This window comes from Pseudoalteromonas sp. NZS100 (genome assembly GCF_015864815.1).
GTDB lineage: Bacteria > Pseudomonadota > Gammaproteobacteria > Enterobacterales > Alteromonadaceae > Pseudoalteromonas > Pseudoalteromonas distincta.
The window spans coordinates 1-18,812 of sequence record NZ_JADYWM010000003.1; the positions used below are offsets into that span (position 1 = coordinate 1).

An 18,812-nucleotide genomic window follows, 5' to 3' on the forward strand; every position below is an offset into this window, starting at 1 on the left:
TGGAGCGGTACACGAGGCTCGAACTCGTGACCTCGACCTTGGCAAGGTCGCGCTCTACCAACTGAGCTAGTACCGCATTTTATGTATCAGTTATTTGAATTAGCACATGATGATTTATGTGAACATTCAGGTAACTGATTAATTACCGTTTCGTTTATCTAGGGGGCTATGCCCTCTCAACACGGACGCATTCTACAGAGATTATTAAACGCGTCAATACAAAAAATGCTAGTTTTGAACTGTTTGCTTGTTTTTTATCTAAAACGGTGCGTTATTATACATTTAGAGTTAATTTTTAGTCAATTCACCCCATGCTGCACGTAAATATTGCATCATAGAACTCAAGGTTAAAAAGGTCGCAATGTACAGTAGTCCAAAACTTAAATAGTTCATCCATGTATCATATTGCCAAATCAAACCGATAATGGCCAACATTTGTGCAGCCGTCTTAATTTTACCCATGTTTGATACAGCGACATTACCACGCTTACCCTGCTCTGCCATCCATTCACGAAGTGCAGATATGATAATTTCACGGCTTATTATAATAAGAGCAGGTATGGTCATGTACATTGACTGGTACTGATCAGATAACGCTACAAGTGCGGCACATACCATTACTTTATCAGCAACGGGATCTAAAAAAGCACCAAAAGGGGTTGATTGCTCAAGCTTTCTTGCTAAATAACCGTCTAGTATATCGGTGATTGATGCAAGCCAAAAAATAAAGGCGGCAGCAAAAAAAGCCCAGCTATAAGGCAAATAAAATATCACCAAAAAAACGGGGATAAGAAAAAGTCTAAATGTTGTGAGTGTGTTTGGAATATTCCACATAACTACTTGGATATGTCTTTTTTGCTATATTCGCATGTAGGGCTAGCCCTTGTCATGCAAATGGTTAAATATCTTCTCAGCCATGTCAGGGCTGATCCCAGGAACTTTCTTTAACTGTTCTATATTAGCAGCTTTTACTCCCTGCATGCCCCCTAAATATTTTAATAATGTTTGCCGACGCTTAGAACCGACTCCATTTATTTCTTCTAGTAGTGATTGCGTACGTTGTTTTTGGCGTTTATTACGATGCCCTGCAATTGCAAAACGATGAGATTCATCACGTATATGCTGTATTAAATGTAGCGCAGGCGCATCTGAATCCATAGGAATGGTTTTTCGACCACCGTCAATTAGTAGTGTTTCAAGGCCAGGCTTACGGCTAGTACCTTTAGCGACACCTACTAATAAAGGCATTTTTGTATGTGGCCAGTTAGAAAAGTACTGCTCCGCGCGCCCCAGTTGCCCCTTACCACCATCAATAAAGATAACGTCTGGAATTTTGTCTTCATCTACTAATTTGTTGTAACGCTTATTAAGTGCAAACTCCATTGCAGCATAATCATCACCACCGGTTATACCCGTTACATTATAGCGCCTATACTCTTTTGTATTTGGGCCTTGTGAGTCAAATACAACACAACTTGCAACAGTGTTCTCCCCCATAGTGTGGCTTATATCAAAACACTCCATTCGGGTAATATCATCAAGTCGCAATGTTGCTTTTAATTGTGCATAACGTTTATTAATAGAGTCTTGGGTACTTTGCTTAACTGCAATACTGTTTAATGCATTTTTATTGGCCAGTTGTAAGTATTGAGCACGCTCACCACGGGTAACTACTTTAAGTGTTACTTTGCGCTCACTTATTTGTGTGAGTGCTTCACCGAGTGCCCCGCTCTCTTCTATTTCAAAAGGTAATATGATTTCTTTTGCAATACGCCCTGTTGCTCCTGGCGCTAAATAGTACTGTCCTAAAAATGAGGTCAATATTTCTTGCTCGCTTGAATCTTTAGGTACTTTTGGAAAATACGTTTTACTACCCAATACTTTGTGATCGCGGATCATTAATAAATGAATACCATTTAAACCATTTAAATGAGCAAAACCAACTACGTCCATTTCAGCAAAATTACCTGATATAGACTGTTGCTCCTGCATTTTACGAAGTAGCATTATTTGGTCGCGAACTTTTGCGGCCAGTTCAAAATTTAATTGTAGGCTGGCTGCTTCCATTTTTTTTATTAAATCAGCAATAACTTCGTGAGATTTACCCGTTAAAAACTTACGGACATAGTCAACTTGCTCGCTGTAATCATCATCCGTAACTTTATTCACACACGGAGCTGAGCAACGCTTAAGCTGATATTGCAGACACGGGCGACTTCTTGCGCGGTAATAAGCATCTTCACATTGACGAACAGGAAATATTTTTTGCATTAATCGCAAGCTTTCTGAGACAGCTCCAGCACTTGGAAATGGCCCAAAGTACTCACCTTTAATTTTACGGCTGCCACGATGAAACGCTAAACGAGGGTGTTTATGGCTAGTTAATAAAATATAGGGATACGACTTATCGTCGCGTAATAATATGTTGTAGCGAGGCTGGTATTTTTTTATTAGATTATTTTCAAGCAGCAGCGCTTCTGTTTCAGTATTAGTGAGTGTGACTTCGATGTCACAAATATTACTCACTAAAACGCGTGTTTTGCTATCGGTAATGTTACTTCTAAAGTAACTGCTCACACGCTTTTTTAAATGCTTAGCTTTACCAACATAAATAACTTGGTTGTCACTATCAAGCATGCGGTATACACCCGGCTCACTTGATAGCGTTTTGAGAAAATGTACGTGATCAAATTCAGACATAAATTATAGTTAGTACGAAACGTCTATATCAATCATTTTATGACGGATTGCTAAATGGGTAAGCTCAACATCACCACCTACATTTAGCTTTTCAAACATACGGTAGCGATAGCTATTTACTGTTTTTGAACTTAGGTTTAAACGCTCAGCTATATTTTGTGCTTTTTCACCTTTAGTGATCATAAGCATAATTTGCAGTTCGCGTTCAGATAAGCTCTGAAAAGGATTTTCGTCTGTACGACCTGTCACTTGCGCAAGTGCTATTTGCTGTGCAATTTCAGGGGCAATATAACGCTGACCGGCATGAACACAACGAATGGCACGCACCATTTCGTCAGAACCTGCACCTTTAGTTAAAAAGCCATGTGCACCAATTTGCATTACTTTACTCGGAAACGGGTCTTCACAGTTAACGGTAAGCACAATAATTTTTACATCAGGGCAGTAACGACAAATCTTTTTAGTCGCTTCTAATCCGCCCATGCCTGGCATATTCATATCCATTAATACTATGTTTGGCGCATGCTGACGACAAAACTGTACAGCCTCTTCGCCAGTTTTAGCTTCACCAATTACTTTAAACCCTCGTACATCATCAAGAATACGCTTTATTCCTGTTCGTACAAGTTCATGGTCATCAACTAAAAGTACATTAATCAATGGAACATCCTCACTTACCTAACAACATGCAATTTAATTAAATTAATTTGCCACAGTAACATACATAAAGCGAAACAATAACTAATATTATTGCCTCGCCCTAATAGTTTAAGATGACGATTTTTCGCTAAATCTGTCAACCCATAACGCAATGATACCATCACCCGTTACATTACACGCAGTACCAAAGCTATCTTGTGCCAAATAAAGTGCAATCATTAATGCAACCGCGCCTTCATTAAACCCAAGCATGCTTGTTAATAGACCAAGCGCCGACATAACTGCGCCACCTGGAGCACCTGGTGCTGCAATCATTACTACACCTAACATCATAATAAACGGTAGCATACCCATTAATGAAGGGACTTCCATGCTTGGCGATAAAAACATAACAGCCATTGCACAGGTTACTATAGTGATAGTTGAGCCAGATAAATGAATGGTTGCACACAGTGGTACGGTAAAGTTTGCTACATCTTCTTTAACGTTATTTGCTTTACTTGATTGAAGCGATACTGGAATCGTTGCTGCACTTGACATAGTACCTAACGCTGTAAAGTAAGCTGGTAGCATATTTTTAACTAATTCGATTGGATTACGTTTTAATAGTACACCTGTCGCTATATATAAAACGCTTAACCATAACCAGTGCATAACAAGCGCTGCAATTAGTACTACGCCAAATGTTTGCAGTGTATCTACCACAGTACCCGCTACCGTCATTTCGGCAAATACACCTGCAATGTAAAATGGTAAAGCAGGGATAATTACTTTTGATAATAATCCGTCAATCACATCACGGCCCTGATCAGACACCTTTTTAAGCGTATCCAGCTCTAATTGGCTCATGCCTATACCAAATACAAAAGCAGTTACTAATGCGGTCATTACCCCCATCAGAGGTGGAATTTCTAAATCAATAAAGCTGCCAATTTCTGTAGCAACTTCTGCCTCGAATGTAATACCACCGCTTAAAAAAGGGATAACAGCACTTACTAATAAAAATGCAAGCGTACCTGCAATAATTGTAGAGCTATAAGCAAACCCGACTGTTTTACCAAGTAAGTGACCAGACCCTTTTGGTAGGCCTGCAATACCTGATGCAATAAAAAATAATATAATAAGTGGAATGGTAAAGGAGATAATTTGACCAATCAGCTCTTTTACTGTGAATAAAAGTTCAACACCAGTTATAGGTACATATAGTCCAACTAGGATACCGGCCACAATACCGGCAATTAATTTTAAGATTAATTTCATTGTGATTGCTTAATTGAATTTAGATACGTGTTTTTATCATGTTTTAGACGCATTGTGTGATAAAACTATTCAAGTTACATTCATATGCACAAATATTGAACAAACACAGCTTAATTCAATACTCTTTTGAACATTTTTTGACTAAACGAAGTTTTACTCTTTAAATTTTAAATTAAGCCCGCACCTATAATAACTAAAGCACCGCTAATAATTGATTTTTATTTCTACTGGTTATAAGCCCAATAGATATATGTTATAGCCAAACTTTACTTTAGTTTTTTTAAACTCACAGTAAAGTGTGTTTATATAGTTAGTAGCAAAGGCTATTAACACGTTGATCAGATTGCATCCAAAGGAACATTATGTCTACTATTTTTGAAGATAACTCACTAAGCATCGGTAATACACCGCTGGTAAAACTTAACCGTGTTACAGGTGGGAATGTATACGCTAAAGTTGAATCTCGTAATCCAAGCTTTAGTATCAAATGCCGCATTGGTGCATCGATGATTTGGGAAGCTGAAAAGTCAGGTCAGCTTGTTGAAGGTAAAGAACTTATTGAACCAACATCTGGGAACACCGGTATTGCACTTGCATTTGTTGCAGCAGCACGTGGTTACAAGTTAACGCTTACTATGCCAAACACCATGAGCCTAGAACGTCGCAAGCTATTAAAAGCATTAGGTGCAAATCTAGTACTTACCGACGGTGCAAAAGGTATGAATGGCGCAATTGAAAAAGCAAAAGAAATTCAAGCAACAGCACCTGATAAGTATATTTTATTACAACAATTCGAAAACCCTGCAAACCCAAAAATTCACTTTGAAACAACAGGCCCTGAAATTTATGATGCGCTTGATGGCAAAGTAGACTTTTTTGTAGCCGGTGTAGGTACTGGTGGTACTATTACAGGTGTTAGCCGCTACCTCAAAACAGAAAAAGGTCTAAACGTTAAGTCTATTGCTGTTGAGCCAACTAACTCTCCAGTTATTAGCCAAACGCTTGCCGGTGAAGAAATTAAACCAGGTCCTCATAAAATCCAAGGTATTGGTGCTGGCTTCATTCCTGGCAACTTAGATATGGACTTAATTGATGGCGCAGAGCTTGTATCTAACGAAGACGCAATTGCAATGGCGCATCAGTTAATGAAAAAAGAAGGTATTCTAGTAGGTATTTCGTCAGGTGCAGCGGTTGTTGCAGCTAAGCGAATTGCTGAAAAACCTGAAAACGCAGATAAAAATATTGTTGTTATTCTACCTAGTGCAACTGAGCGTTACTTATCAAGCCCAATGTTTGATGAAGAGTTTAGTGAACAAGAACTAGTACAATAAGTAATTTTAAGATTTTTAGAAGGATGCTTTAGGCATCCTTTTTTATTATTTATTATCCAATTTTCTATTTATTGCCTGCCATACCTTTACATCTGCATAGATAAACCACACACTTTAAAAAAACTAATTAATAATAATTAATATGAAAAAAATCACGAGTTTATTAAGTTTGGTCATCTGTTTATTTTTATCAGCCTGTGGTGACGATACCAAAACACTTGGCGACACTCCTGGCGATACAGCAACCGCTTATTTTGATGCGCTTTATAACCAGCAAGACCTTCAAAAAGCCAGCACCATGGCAACCCCCAACCTTACACGTATAATGAAATCCTACGGCACCGCTAAACAGTTTTCCCGTAACTTAGTAAATATGCAATACGATGAAGTCACCATTGAAGTTGATATGACCAATATGAGCGTCCGTGAACAATACGGCGATAACGCTAAAATAAACCTTATTTTTACCGGCTATTTAAATGGTGATAAAATTGACGAAATGCGCAGTGTAAAAATGCTTCGTAAAAAGGGAAAATGGTACATAGATAAAATTGTTGCCGACCCTTACGCTCGTTAAAAATAAATGAATTAAACATAAAAAGGCCTTACATTCGTAAGGCCTTTTTCGCTTTAGCTAGGGCGTGTTGATCTTTGTGGATTGAAGTTTGTTCAATCTAGGGGCGATTTAATCGCGGCGCGAGGTTTGTAACCTAGTGGGCTAAGTAAAAACCGAGCAACAAAGAGTTAATCGTCCCTAGAAAGAACCCAAAGGGCAGCGCATGTTTGGCATTTATGCTGCGTTATCGCCTATTTATGGGGAATAACCACACTACATAGGCTCTGCCTTGCCTAAAAACCAAACAGCCTGCTGCAAATTCAACCACGAAGGGTCAACACGCCCTAGTATTTAAAGTACTGCGCTACAGCTCACCAGGTTGAAAGTTATCAACTGCAATGGCTTTCTTACGTAGCTTATTAGCATGATGCATTGCATCAGCATCCGTTTGCTCTAACAACTTATTTTCAAGCGCATAATTTATAGCACCTTCAATATCAAGCGTTGCAGGCACACTGCCCTTACGCTGCCATTGTTTTAAGTCTTTAAACTGCGCTTGCATATCATGCATAGCTAAAAATGCGCTTTCCATGACCCCTGTACCTGCATTTTCATCTACATAACATAAATGCGTTAAGCGATTTCTAAATACACCAGGTTGAGTCATACGCTCGCAAATACTTTGTGCTATTTCATCACTTGGTCTGTGGTAATGGTTTCCAAGCGGGAACACGATACGTTTAAGGATAAAATTAACAACCGGATTTGAAAAGTTTTTAAAGAAGCCATTAAACGCTTGGCCAATTTCAAATAATGAGTTCTCAATTGCATATTTTACAAATGGTAAATCAGCTTGTTGGCGCCCTTCATCTTCATAACGTTTTAAAACAGTTGATGCTAAGTACAAATGACTTAATACATCACCCAAACGCGCTGATATCATTTCTTTACGTTTAAGTTCACCGCCAAGCATTAACATTGCAACGTCTGTACAAATAGCTAAGCCTCGGCTCATTCTACTCAGTTGTTTATAATAAATAGCCGTTTCACCACCCACAGGCGCTTTAGCAAAATAACTACGTGTTAAGCCATGCACAAATGCCATACCTGCATTACTTGCTGCAAATATTATATGGTTCATTAATAAACCATCAAATTGTTCAAGTGCTGCGTCGTCATCTTCCATTGCAGCGGCTTCCATTTCTTTTAAAACAAATGGATGACAGCGTGTTGCACCTTGGCCAAATATCATTAAGTTACGCGTTAAAATATTCGCGCCTTCAACCGTAATTGATACTGGAATCCCCATATAGCCATGCGCCAAATAGTTATTAGGCCCTACTTGAATTCCTTTACCTGAATGAATATCCATTGCATCATTCATTACCGTACGACCCATTTCAGTCATATGGTATTTAGCAATCGCTGTTACAACCGACGGGCTTAATTTTAAATCAATCGCACCTGCGGTCATTAATCTGCACGACTCAAGTGTGTAAGTTAAACCACCAATACGTGCAAGTGCCTCTTGGACACCTTCAAACTGCCCTATAGATACACCAAACTGCTGGCGTACCATGGCGTATGCCGATGTCATTTTTGAAGCTAAATGTCCAGTTGCTGCACTTAATGCCGGTAGTGATATACCACGCCCTGCACTTAAACACTCAACAAGCATTCTCCAGCCACGCCCTGCACACTCTTGACCGCCAATGATCCAGTCCAGTGGTATAAATACATCTTTACCGTAAGTGGTACCATTCATAAAGGCCATATTAAGCGGATAGTGACGCTCACCCGTTTCAACACCCGGATGATCGGTTGGTATTAGAGCACATGTAATGCCTAGCTCTTTCTTATCACCTAATAAAGCATCAGGGTCATACATTTTAAATGCTAAGCCGAGTACAGTAGCCACTGGTGCAAGTGTAATGTAACGCTTTGACCAATTTAAACGCAGGCCCATTACTTGCTCGCCATTGTGCTCACCCATACACACCACGCCCGAATCAGGAATGCTGCCAGCATCAGAGCCCGCCTCTGGTCCCGTTAATGCAAAACAAGGAACATCTGTACCATTAGCTAAACTTGGCAGCCAACGATCTTGCTGCTCTTTAGTACCATAGTGAAGAAGTAACTCGCCCGGACCTAAGCTATTAGGCACCATAACAGTGACTGCTGCTGTTAAGCTTTTAGTCGAAATTTTTGACACTATCGTTGAATTAGCAATTGCCGAGAACTCACGACCGCCAAATTTTTCAGGAATGATCAGCGCAAAAAAACCTTCTGTTTTTAGGTAATCCCACACTTCTTTTGGTAAGTCTTTGTCTTTTTGTACAATTTGATAATCATCAAGCATCGCCAATAAGGTTTCTACTTGGTTAGCCATAAATGCGTTTTCTTTATCGCTAAGCTCTGGTTTTGGAAAGTGGTGCAGTTTTTGCCAGTCTGGGTTACCACTAAATAACTCACCATCCCACCAAACATCACCTGCTTCCATCGCCTCTCGCTCTGTTTGCGATAATGGCGGAAGCACCTTTTTGAACATTTTAAACGTAGGACGACTAATCAAGTTTAGGCGAATATCTTTAACCGCAAAAATAACCACCACCACGACCAGCAATATTATAAATATTAACATGCGCACATTCCTTACACATTGAATGAAAATAGTAACTTAATTATGACCCATCTTAATTTAAATACAATCATTGCACGACGAGTCGTGAGCCTTAACGCATTCATTTTATTGTTTTAAACATCACTGCTATTATCAACGTTTTAATAACAATAAATTAAAGGAATAGCATGACCCCCTTTCGATTTAAACTAAGTATGAGCGCCTTAATGGTAGCAAGTACTCTTGCTTTAACGGCCTGCGATGCGCAAGTAACGATAGACACTACCAATTCAGCACACACTAAAAAAGCTGTAACAGCTAAAGATGCAAATACATTCATAACAAACACAGAAAAAGAACTGAGTGCACTTTATTTAGAATCGAGCCGTGCAGAGTGGATTTACGCAAACTTTATTACTCACGATACATCTGCTCTATCGGCTGAAGTTAACCGTAAAATGACCGAAACAGTCGTGCGTTTAGCAAATGAAGCTGCAAAATTCGACGAACTAGAGCTTGATTACGATGCTCGCCGTAAGCTTGATAAACTAAAGCTCGCACTTACACTTCCTGCCCCACAAGACGCTGATAAAACAGCACAACTTTCACAAATTGTCGCAGAGCTTGGCGGGCTATATGGTAAAGGTAAATACTGTAAAGAAGATGGCAGCTGTTTAAGCCTTGGCGACATGACCTCAAAAATGGCCACCAGCCGAGATTACAACGAACTACTTGATTTATGGCAAGGCTGGCGTGAAATATCAAAACCCATGCGCCCACTTTACGAGCAACAAGTAGCACTTACCAACGAAGGTGCAAAGGAGCTTGGTTATGCCGATACGGGCGCTATGTGGCGCAGTAAATACGATATGCCTGCTGATGACTTTACCACTGAGCTTGACCGTATTTGGGGCCAAGTTAAACCACTTTATAACTCGCTACATTGCCATGTTCGCGCAAAGTTAGGTGAAAAGTACGGCACCGACAAAGTACCTCAAGATCAGCCAATACCAGCGCACTTACTTGGTAATATGTGGGCGCAAGCATGGGGTAATATTTACGATGTAGTTGCACCAGAAAACGCCGATCCGGGTTACGACGTAACCGAGTTATTAGCTCAAAATAATTACGACGAACTTAAAATGGTAAAAGGGGCTGAAAACTTTTTTACCTCAATGGGTTTTGACGCACTACCAGAGACATTTTACAAGCGTTCACTGTTTGTAAAACCAAAAGACAGAGATGTGCAGTGTCATGCATCAGCATGGAATATCGATAGCAAAGACGATTTACGCATTAAAATGTGTATTCAGCGCACAGGCGAAGAGTTTTCAGTTATTCACCATGAATTAGGTCATAACTTTTATCAACGCGCTTATAATAAACAACCTTTATTTTATCAAGAAAGTGCAAACGATGGTTTTCATGAAGCCATTGGAGACACCATTGCCTTATCGGTTACACCGGGTTACTTAAAAGAAATCGGCTTACTTGAACAAGTACCTGATGAATCTAAAGATATCGGTTTGTTGATGAAAATGGCACTTGATAAAGTAGCCTTTGTGCCGTTTAGCTTAATGGTTGATCAGTGGCGTTGGCAGGTATTTTCAGGTGAAGTAACCCCAGAGAACTACAATAAAGCTTGGTGGGAACTACGTGAAAAATACCAAGGAGTGCAAGCGCCTATCGCACGTAGCGAAAACGACTTTGATCCGGGTGCTAAGTACCACGTTCCGGGTAACACGCCTTATACACGTTACTTTTTGGCGCATATTTTACAATTTGAGTTTCATCGCAGCTTATGTGAAATTGCCGGTAACGATAAAGCCATTCATCGCTGCTCTATTTATAATTCAAAAGAAGCAGGGGATAGGCTAAACGCTATGCTTGAAATGGGTTCATCTCGCCCTTGGCAAGAAGCGCTTGAAACTGTAACAGGTAAGCCGCAGATGGATGCGACAGCAATGCTCGATTACTTTGCACCATTACAAACATATTTAGATAAACAAAACGAAAGCCGCAACTGCGGCTGGTAATAATGCATTTATATAAAACAACAAAGCCCGCTAAATTTAGCGGGCTTTTGATATTACTTTTGTATTAACTAAGTACGGGACTTAATTAAAACTGAAAACGCATGTTAGCAAAGTACGCATCGTTGTCAGAATCATCAGCGTTGTTTTCGTAACCCACCTTTACACCAATATTTTTATTGATGAAGTGCTGAGCACCAAAGCTGTAAGTGTCTTGCTTGTTGTAGTTAGCAAATACAGATGTTGCTTTTGAGAAGTAGTAGTTAGTTTCTGCTACCCATTGGTTTTCTGCGTCATCAATGCTTTCGTATTTACCTTCAAAAGTTAGGTAGTTACCTTGCTGTAAATCAATAAAGTATTTAGCAGCAACTGCACGGTAATCAAAATCGTCGTCTGATGTAAGTGTAACACCTACGTAATCTGTGCTGTTTAGCATGTAGTTGTAAGCTAAATCAAATAATGCGTAATCGTCGCCGTCTTTGTTTTCAACTAGTGTTACTTTTGCAAGTAAATCAGGGTTGAAAAAGTAACCACCCGTCAGTTTATAAAGCTCACTGTTAGAACCTGAATCTGGGTCTAGGTTTTCGTAAGATGCGCCAACAACAAATTCATTAATGAAGTATTCACCACCAACCGATGTTAAATCCCCAAAGTCGTCATCAGCGTAGCCACCATATACGTTAGTTTGTTTATTGATGTATTCAAACTGATCGTACGGACCTAAAGTTTTTTTAGGAGATAGGTAGTAAATAGAATCTACAGCAACGGTGTCGTTGTTATCGCTATTTTTGTAGCTTAGGTTACTAATTGAATTATAGCTGTCTGCAGCAGCCGCAGTGCTAGATAATAAAATGCTCGAAATAATAACTGCTAATTTTTTCATTGTAAGACTTCCCTATGTACATTGCTTTTTATGCTCTAGCTGTATTGCTAAAGTCGAGGCACATGCTAACGTTAGGAAACTGAATGAAAACTTAACTAACCAGTTGTATTTATTAAGTTAATTGTAAGGAAGTGTTGTAAACTGTAAAATTAAAGTAGTTGCAACATCTAGTCAACAACTACTTAAAACATGTACCGTATTAAAGCGCGTGTTGGCTAATAATTCGGTAAACATCGTTAATATTATCGCCAGACTTAAACTCTTTACTAATTGGTGTTGGATCTGAGCCAACCCATATTTTTAGCTCGGCATCTAAGTCAAAGTGGCCTGCACTTTCTTTACTAAACTTGGTAATTTTAGAGTAAGCAATACTCACCATTTCCATTTTAGAACCGGTCATACCTTGCTTATCAATTAAGATTAAGCGCTTATTAGTAAAAATAAACATATCACGTACTACTTTATATGCTTTTTCTACTTGCTCGCCGTCAATTAATGTATTGGCAAGGATTTTTTCTAAATCAGAATCGTCAACTTCGCTTGCATTACCCATAAGTCCGCTAAGTAAACCCATTATACTTTCTCCTGTTTAAATATTTGGTTCTCTAATGTATGACCATTAACTAACTGCCGGTACTGCCAGTGTTGTTGATGACAAAAATTCAGTAGTGCAATATCAAGTGGATCGCTCGTTGGCTGATACTCAACTACATATTCTTTATGTTGGCTCATATACACACGACTCACACCTGCAATTGCTTGAAGCTGTTGCTCAACATTTTGATAAGCCTCGCTTAGCATTAATGTATAAAAGTGTTTATCGGTATTATTAGTTTTTGTTTGATGCTCGCTTAGTACGCCTTTATCTAAATGAAGTACCTGTGAGCATAGTCGCTCAAGCTCAGTTAAATCGTGAGAGCTTAAAATAAATGTAGCCTGTTCACTTAATTCTGATACCAGCTCACGTACTTCTCTGGCATGAATCGGATCAAGGCCTGCGGTTGCTTCATCAAGCATTACAATTTGTGGCGCGCCAATAAGTGCTTGCGCTATCGTAACGCGCTTGCGCATACCGTGCGATAAATCCCCCGCACGCTGCTTTGCAATTTCTTTTAAGCCAACCAAATCAAGTACACGTAGCGCCTCAGTTTGGCTTTGCTTAGCACCCATACCTTGTAGCTTTGCATAAAAGGCGAGTTGCTTATCTATATTAAAACGAGGGTCAAGTTGTGCGTCTTGCGGTAATGCGCTTACTTTATTAAATAAAGCAGCACTACCAGGTTTGTGCCCTAATATTTCAAGGCTGCCTTTACTTGGCGCTATATAGCCGCACAACAAACTAAATAAGGTAGTTTTACCCGCACCATTTGGTCCAACAAGTGCCACTGGCGCGCCTTTGTTAATTTCAAAGTCCACATTATTAAGCGCAAGTTTTGCACCATACGATTTACTCAAACCGCTAGCTGTAATTAATGGTCTCATAGTGAGCTCCTTGCAAAAATACGTTGAGCAACGCTTAGTAATACCGCAGTTTGCACAAGGGGAATAGCCACAGCGCTCAATAATGGTAAATTTTGCCCCGCTAATAGCTCTATTTGCACACCCGGAAATAAATAATCAAGCAAGCCTAATGCAGGTATTTGCCATTGCAATATACCAACTACAATACCGCCTGCTGCAAAATATAAAATTGCCAATACAATAGATAAACGCGATGAGCGAGCAAAGGTATTAATTAACGTCATTAGTGCTACAAATGGGCTCAGAGTAATCACTAATATTAAAAATATAGAAAGCGCACGGGCAAAACCACCAGCCAGTAAACTTGGCTCTCTAAAACCCAATACAGCGAGTGTAGCCACAAGCGTTATACCCACCAAACATGCTAATACTCCTAGCTGCCCTAAAAAACGGCCAAACAGTATTTCAAAGCGAGTGGAGCGCAGTGATAAAAACCTTAGTGTGCCGCGCTCTCTGTCGCCTACCGTTTGGTCGCTACAAATAAATAAACCAAAAACGGGAAAGCTATAAAGGGCTATTAACCAGTACATAGCAAATTCGGCCTCAGGCCAATCCAATAATTTACTTAAACCAATAGAACCTGATATATCACGGGCTATTTGCTCAAAATCGGGGGCACTTACAATGCCTACTGCCTGCCCTATTGGGTAGCGCAGTATTATTAGCCACACCAATGCAAAGGCAGCTAATGCAATAAGTCCACGTTTAGTTAAAAACATACGTACAAGCTCAAATCCCGCTATTTGCGTTAATCGCCCTACGTTTATCGGTAATGATGTTGCCATTGACTATCCTTAATGACTTTTTATTTTCTGTGTATTTATCCACACTAAGTGTAAACACCTTGAATTACCAGCAAAAAAAAGCTCACCTATGGTGAGCTTTGTAACAATACATTTAAATGTAACAGCATAAATTGCGATATAAATTATAAATGCCGCTTATAAACCTCAAGTGCTTGGCTTAAATCGCTAATTAAATCTTCTACATCTTCAAGACCTATGTGCAAGCGAATAACCGGCCCTAAATCCCAACCTGTATTTGAGCGCAACCCTTTCATGGTTAAATTAGCCGTTACCAAACTTTCAAAACCGCCCCACGAAAAGCCCATTTTAATATGCTCAAGGCTATCTAAAAATGCATCAATCGCTTTTTGATTGCCGGTTTTCATAACAAATGAAAACAACCCATTACTGCCATCAAAGTCACGTTTAAAGAACTCATGCCCTGGGCAGCTTTCAAATGCAGGGTGGCGAATATGATCAACAAGCTCATGTTGTTCAAGCCATTTAGCTACTTCTATTGCTGCTTTTTCATGTTGATTTAAACGCACACCCATTGTACGCAGGCCTCTAAGTGCTAAATACGCATCATCGGCACTGGTACATTGCCCTAGTAAGTATGAGTTTTCGCGCAAGGTTGGCCAATACTTTTTATTAGCAACAGCCACCCCCATCATCACGTCTGAATGGCCAACAATATACTTTGTTGCAGCTTGAATACTAATATCAACACCGTGCTCTAACGGGCGATAATGCAGACCGTTACCGTAGGTATTATCAAGCATGGTCATTACGTTGTGCTCATTAGCTACTTTTACCATAGCGGGCACATCTTGCACTTCCATCGTAATAGAACCTGGAGATTCTAAAAACAACACTTTAGTATTTGGCTGAATGTAATCTTTAATACCTGCGCCAATGGTTGGCGGGTAATAGGTTGTTGTAATGCCCAGCCCCACTAAAATTTTATCGCAAAAATCGCGAGTTGGTTCGTACACGTTATCAACCATTAAAATATGATCACCGGTTTTTAAAAACGATAAAAATACTTGGCTGATCGCCGCAGCGCCACAAGGGTACAATGCACACCCTTCGCCGCCTTCAAGTTCTGTAATCGCTTCTTGCAGTGCAAAGTGTGTTGTTGTTCCTCGGCGCCCATAAAATAACGTTTTATCGCCACGGGTTTTAGCTGCTTCTTTTAAATCGGCTACAGTATCAAATACAATGGTAGATGCACGCTGTACAACGGGATTTACTACGCCATGTGTATAGGCTTTTTTTCGCCCTGATGATACTAGCTGAGTGTTTTTATTACTTTTACTCGACATTGTTAATCCTTAAGGGTTTGTGCGCCAATGCTCAATTAAATAACGAGAGATAGAATCGGTTCTAGGCAGCTTTAAATGCTCCCCTTCTTCGTGCCAATTACCAAATTGCTCTAAGTCTTCTCGGCTAAACCATTTTGCATCGTCTAGCTCTTCTTTATCTACGTTAATTTGCTCAGATGTCGCCTCTGCAAAAAAACCAAGCATAATTGACGATGGGAACGGCCATGGCTGAGATGCAACATAACGTACGTTATCAACCTCTATGCCTGCCTCTTCTTTAACTTCACGCGCAACAGCTTGTTCCAGTGTCTCCCCTGGGTCTACAAATCCAGCAAGCGACGAATACATACCAGTGGGCCACGCAGCTTGGCGACCTAATAAACAGCGTTCTACTCCGTCAGCAAAGACTTTAGTAACGACCATAATTACCGCAGGATCGGTACGAGGGAATGTAGGATGCTTACAGTTTTCGTTTTCACATACACGAGAATGCCCGGCTTCCACTGAACGGTTTTTACTACCGCAACGCCCACAAAAACGGTGCGTGGCGTGCCAATAACATAACCCTCTCGCAAGGGCGGCTATTGAGGCATATTTAATGGTTACTTGAGGCCCATATTGGCGAATATCAAAAAACTGGGCGCCCTCTATTAAAGGCGAAAGTACGCTTTCATCCAGATCAGAAACATCCAATGCAAACACACCATGTTTAGCATTGTTTAAACCAACAAAAATAGCACTCGTTAAATCTAAATGTGCCACTTGTTGATACGTTAAATAGCTTACTTTAGGGGTATCTTTAATAAATAGGGTTTGATTATTTTTAACTAAAACCCATTTACTTTGCGCCGACATTTGCGCTTTAAGCCACGATGGGTCTTTACGAAAATTTGAGCCTCTATCTAGTGGCATGTTGCTGTAATGAAGCATGTAAGTCCTTGGTAACTCGTTATGCTTTAAAATTACCATAATCATTTAGCAAACCCAATTGATTACAGTAATAAAAAAAGCCTATATAAGGCTTAATTCATCTATTACGGCTTTGTATTAAAATCTCTCATGTTGCAGGCACTTAGCTTGCACTTTTTTAACTATTTTTTACTGTTAAAGTAGCAAAGTATTATCAATTAAATGAAATTGCTCTGCGCTTTGTTTTAATACCTCAGCAGTTAACCTGTCAGCACCGTATACATCGCACGGTACATTATATTGATTTTTTAAATGCCCAAGTAACAAAGCAAAGTCACCATCGCCAGAGAGCAAAATAACTTTATCAAGATTTTTACCCTGCTCTAACATGTCTATTGTTATGCCTACATCCCAATCGCCTTTAGCACTTCCATCACGGCGTTGAATAAATGGCTTTAGCTTTACCTCAAAACCAATCGCACGCAAAATATTTTGAAACTGATTTTGCTTTTCATCTCCTCGATAAATTGCATACGCAAAAGCACACTCAATATTGTATTGCGCCTCCATCATTCGCCAAAACGCATTGTAGTCAAAGTTTTTCCCGTAACTCTCACGGCACGTGTAATAAATATTTTGCACATCAACAAAAATACCTACGCGTGGTTTCGTGCTTTGCTGCTCGTTTTGTAAAGTCATTTAGTGTCCTAGTGAGGATTAATAGCAATAGAAGTAACGTTATAAAATAAGTGTACCTTGCAATTTATATTTAAGTAACCTAAATTAGTTACATACCCTTATGTAACCAATATTGGTTACATATTAAAAAGTAACCATTTTGAGATTTTTATGATTGGTGTGATCAGCGGCGATATTATTAAATCGCAAACAATCCCTAAGCAGCAATACGATGCCATGCTTTACCAACTAGAGCAAAGTTTACGAAATATTTCGGGGGAGCAAACACTTTGGAATATATACCGAGGCGATGCCTTTCAGTTACAAGTTAATAATCCTCAGCTCCTTTTTAAAAATGCCTTACTTGTATATTTACACCTTAAATCGTCAGGTTATGAACTACGACAAAGCTTGGCACTTGGGCAAATAGATAACCCACGCAGCGATATAAAAACAGCAACCGGTTCTGCTTTTACTCTTTCGGGGCAAGGGCTTGATAAAATAGGCAATCAACGCTTTGTTTTTAATATTAACGAGCAGCAGCTCGATGAAAGCTTAAATCTTAATTTAGCCTTTGCCGACGTATTGCTCACTAAAATCACACAAAAACAAGCAAATGCCCTGTACGTCTATTTAACATCACCAGACAACAGCCACGCGGCACTGGCTAAAGAGCTTAAAACAAGTCGCGAAAACGTAACCAAACTACTAAATTTAGCGCACTACCAACTTATAGAGCGCTTTATTAAGCACACACAACACGTTATAAAAAATATAATTAAAGGAGGTGAATAATGGCGTTTTCACTTTTACTGGTCGCGCTTATTATTGGCCACTTACTCGCTGATTTTTACTGGCAACCTATGAGTTGGGTAAATGACAGAAATACCCGTCACTTTAAAGCCAGTAAGCTTTATTTTCATGTACTAGTGCATGGTATAACAAGTGCACTCATTATTACCCTGTGGGAATACACATTCGGGTGGCAGCAACTAAGCAGTGTTTTAATTGCCACGGCGAGCATTATGCTGAGCCATTACTTTATTGATATAGCTAAATCGTATTCTAATAAAGGCGTGGTGCCTTTTTTACTAGATCAAATAGCGCACATACTCGTTATTATTGCGCTCAGTATTTGGCTAACTGATAATAATAGCTTTATGGCTGCAATTAATAATATGCTCACTGATCCCAAAATACTGTGGGTGGTATGCGGTTATTTAATTATTTTAAGTCCCAGCGCAGTATTTATAAGAATGATGTTAGAGCGTTTAACAAGTAACTTTTCAAGTACTGGTAGCTTACCACTTGCAGGGCAAAGCATAGGTATGTTGGAACGCGTACTTATGCTGAGCTTTATATTGCTTGACCAATTTGCAGGGCTTGGCTTTTTACTTGCGGCAAAGTCAGTATTTAGGTTTGGTGATTTAAGTGCAAGCAAAGATAAAAAACTTACCGAGTACGTTATGCTTGGCACACTACTTAGCGTAAGTGTTACTTTATTTGTAGGTTTAGGTATTAACTATTTAATCAGACAGGCAATACAGTAAG

The 18,812-nt window shown here is 39.5% G+C and carries 17 protein-coding genes and 1 tRNA gene; 5 read left to right on the top strand and 13 right to left on the bottom strand.

The features are described from left to right. From I6E69_RS03410 to I6E69_RS03430, 5 genes are all read right to left on the bottom strand, one after another. Positions 1-76, bottom strand: a tRNA-Gly gene (locus I6E69_RS03410). A 212-nt stretch (positions 77-288) separates the two neighbouring features. Further along, positions 289-834 carry a CDP-diacylglycerol--glycerol-3-phosphate 3-phosphatidyltransferase gene (gene pgsA / locus I6E69_RS03415; RefSeq protein WP_032827134.1) on the bottom strand — a complete coding sequence of 182 codons (546 nt, stop codon included), beginning with the start codon at positions 832-834 and terminating at the stop codon, positions 289-291. Positions 835-876: 42 nt separating this feature from the next. Next, entirely contained in the window at positions 877-2,700 is a 1,824-nt protein-coding gene (uvrC, locus tag I6E69_RS03420) for an excinuclease ABC subunit UvrC (RefSeq protein WP_039488521.1), read from the bottom strand. Between the two features lie 9 nt (positions 2,701-2,709). Then, positions 2,710-3,360 carry a UvrY/SirA/GacA family response regulator transcription factor gene (gene uvrY / locus I6E69_RS03425; protein WP_002963136.1) on the bottom strand — a complete coding sequence of 217 codons (651 nt, stop codon included), beginning with the start codon at positions 3,358-3,360 and terminating at the stop codon, positions 2,710-2,712. Positions 3,361-3,468: 108 nt separating this feature from the next. Next, entirely contained in the window at positions 3,469-4,620 is a 1,152-nt protein-coding gene (locus I6E69_RS03430; protein ID WP_002963137.1) for a dicarboxylate/amino acid:cation symporter, read from the bottom strand. Between the two features lie 362 nt (positions 4,621-4,982). Between I6E69_RS03430 and cysK the strand changes: the two genes are divergently transcribed. Then, a complete protein-coding gene (gene cysK, locus I6E69_RS03435; protein WP_002963138.1) occupies positions 4,983-5,951 on the top strand; it encodes a cysteine synthase A in 969 nt (322 codons plus the stop codon). Between the two features lie 142 nt (positions 5,952-6,093). After that, the gene (locus I6E69_RS03440; RefSeq protein WP_002963139.1) at positions 6,094-6,528 is read left to right on the top strand and encodes a hypothetical protein; all 435 of its coding nucleotides are present in this window, start codon (positions 6,094-6,096) and stop codon (positions 6,526-6,528) included. A 343-nt stretch (positions 6,529-6,871) separates the two neighbouring features. Here I6E69_RS03440 and I6E69_RS03445 read toward each other — a convergent pair whose 3' ends face one another. After that, positions 6,872-9,148 (bottom strand): acyl-CoA dehydrogenase, encoded by a 2,277-nt coding sequence (locus I6E69_RS03445; RefSeq protein WP_033022056.1) that lies wholly within the window; start codon positions 9,146-9,148, stop codon positions 6,872-6,874. A gap of 167 nt (positions 9,149-9,315) precedes the next feature. Here I6E69_RS03445 and I6E69_RS03450 point away from each other — a divergent pair, with 167 nt between their 5' ends. After that, entirely contained in the window at positions 9,316-11,163 is a 1,848-nt protein-coding gene (locus I6E69_RS03450) for a M2 family metallopeptidase (protein ID WP_197120653.1), read from the top strand. An 85-nt stretch (positions 11,164-11,248) separates the two neighbouring features. Here I6E69_RS03450 and I6E69_RS03455 read toward each other — a convergent pair whose 3' ends face one another. The 7 genes from I6E69_RS03455 to I6E69_RS03485 form a co-directional block, all read right to left on the bottom strand. Further along, positions 11,249-12,043 (bottom strand): putative porin, encoded by a 795-nt coding sequence (locus I6E69_RS03455; protein ID WP_002962833.1) that lies wholly within the window; start codon positions 12,041-12,043, stop codon positions 11,249-11,251. 199 nt (positions 12,044-12,242) lie between these two features. Continuing rightward, a complete protein-coding gene (locus I6E69_RS03460; RefSeq protein WP_007377979.1) occupies positions 12,243-12,617 on the bottom strand; it encodes a PH domain-containing protein in 375 nt (124 codons plus the stop codon). Beyond that, positions 12,617-13,525 (bottom strand): ABC transporter ATP-binding protein, encoded by a 909-nt coding sequence (locus I6E69_RS03465; RefSeq protein ID WP_007377980.1) that lies wholly within the window; start codon positions 13,523-13,525, stop codon positions 12,617-12,619. Before I6E69_RS03465 ends, I6E69_RS03460 begins: the two co-directional genes overlap by 1 nt. After that, a complete protein-coding gene (locus I6E69_RS03470) occupies positions 13,522-14,349 on the bottom strand; it encodes an ABC transporter permease (RefSeq protein ID WP_039488524.1) in 828 nt (275 codons plus the stop codon). The genes I6E69_RS03465 and I6E69_RS03470 overlap by 4 nt, the downstream gene beginning before the upstream one ends. Positions 14,350-14,492: 143 nt before the next feature. Beyond that, complete coding sequence (locus I6E69_RS03475; protein WP_024591304.1) at positions 14,493-15,674, bottom strand: cystathionine beta-lyase; 1,182 nt, start codon at positions 15,672-15,674, stop codon at positions 14,493-14,495. A gap of 9 nt (positions 15,675-15,683) precedes the next feature. After that, positions 15,684-16,604: an NAD(+) diphosphatase gene (nudC, locus tag I6E69_RS03480; protein ID WP_138490003.1), complete on the bottom strand. Its 921-nt coding sequence runs from the start codon at positions 16,602-16,604 to the stop codon at positions 15,684-15,686. A gap of 174 nt (positions 16,605-16,778) precedes the next feature. After that, positions 16,779-17,282, bottom strand: a complete 504-nt coding sequence (locus tag I6E69_RS03485; RefSeq protein ID WP_002962844.1) for an NYN domain-containing protein — start codon at positions 17,280-17,282, stop codon at positions 16,779-16,781. 150 nt (positions 17,283-17,432) lie between these two features. Between I6E69_RS03485 and I6E69_RS03490 the strand changes: the two genes are divergently transcribed. Further along, the gene (locus I6E69_RS03490; RefSeq protein WP_002962846.1) at positions 17,433-18,056 is read left to right on the top strand and encodes a hypothetical protein; all 624 of its coding nucleotides are present in this window, start codon (positions 17,433-17,435) and stop codon (positions 18,054-18,056) included. Then, a complete protein-coding gene (locus tag I6E69_RS03495) occupies positions 18,056-18,811 on the top strand; it encodes a DUF3307 domain-containing protein (RefSeq protein WP_197120654.1) in 756 nt (251 codons plus the stop codon). The genes I6E69_RS03490 and I6E69_RS03495 overlap by 1 nt, the downstream gene beginning before the upstream one ends. Position 18,812 lies beyond the last annotated feature (1 nt).

Bases quoted from the DNA above. Each gene is read 5' to 3' on its own strand.
- I6E69_RS03445 (WP_033022056.1), bottom strand. From the start codon at position 9,148: ATGTTAATATTTATAATATTGCTGGTCGTGGTGGTGGTTATTTTTGCG.
- pgsA (WP_032827134.1), bottom strand. From the start codon at position 834: ATGTGGAATATTCCAAACACACTCACAACATTTAGACTTTTTCTTATC.
- I6E69_RS03460 (WP_007377979.1), bottom strand. From the start codon at position 12,617: ATGGGTTTACTTAGCGGACTTATGGGTAATGCAAGCGAAGTTGACGAT.
- I6E69_RS03490 (WP_002962846.1), top strand. From the start codon at position 17,433: ATGATTGGTGTGATCAGCGGCGATATTATTAAATCGCAAACAATCCCT.
- I6E69_RS03470 (WP_039488524.1), bottom strand. From the start codon at position 14,349: ATGGCAACATCATTACCGATAAACGTAGGGCGATTAACGCAAATAGCG.
- I6E69_RS03440 (WP_002963139.1), top strand. From the start codon at position 6,094: ATGAAAAAAATCACGAGTTTATTAAGTTTGGTCATCTGTTTATTTTTA.
- I6E69_RS03475 (WP_024591304.1), bottom strand. From the start codon at position 15,674: ATGTCGAGTAAAAGTAATAAAAACACTCAGCTAGTATCATCAGGGCGA.
- I6E69_RS03430 (WP_002963137.1), bottom strand. From the start codon at position 4,620: ATGAAATTAATCTTAAAATTAATTGCCGGTATTGTGGCCGGTATCCTA.
- cysK (WP_002963138.1), top strand. From the start codon at position 4,983: ATGTCTACTATTTTTGAAGATAACTCACTAAGCATCGGTAATACACCG.
- I6E69_RS03465 (WP_007377980.1), bottom strand. From the start codon at position 13,525: ATGAGACCATTAATTACAGCTAGCGGTTTGAGTAAATCGTATGGTGCA.
- nudC (WP_138490003.1), bottom strand. From the start codon at position 16,604: ATGCTTCATTACAGCAACATGCCACTAGATAGAGGCTCAAATTTTCGT.
- I6E69_RS03485 (WP_002962844.1), bottom strand. From the start codon at position 17,282: ATGACTTTACAAAACGAGCAGCAAAGCACGAAACCACGCGTAGGTATT.
- I6E69_RS03450 (WP_197120653.1), top strand. From the start codon at position 9,316: ATGACCCCCTTTCGATTTAAACTAAGTATGAGCGCCTTAATGGTAGCA.
- I6E69_RS03495 (WP_197120654.1), top strand. From the start codon at position 18,056: ATGGCGTTTTCACTTTTACTGGTCGCGCTTATTATTGGCCACTTACTC.
- I6E69_RS03455 (WP_002962833.1), bottom strand. From the start codon at position 12,043: ATGAAAAAATTAGCAGTTATTATTTCGAGCATTTTATTATCTAGCACT.
- uvrC (WP_039488521.1), bottom strand. From the start codon at position 2,700: ATGTCTGAATTTGATCACGTACATTTTCTCAAAACGCTATCAAGTGAG.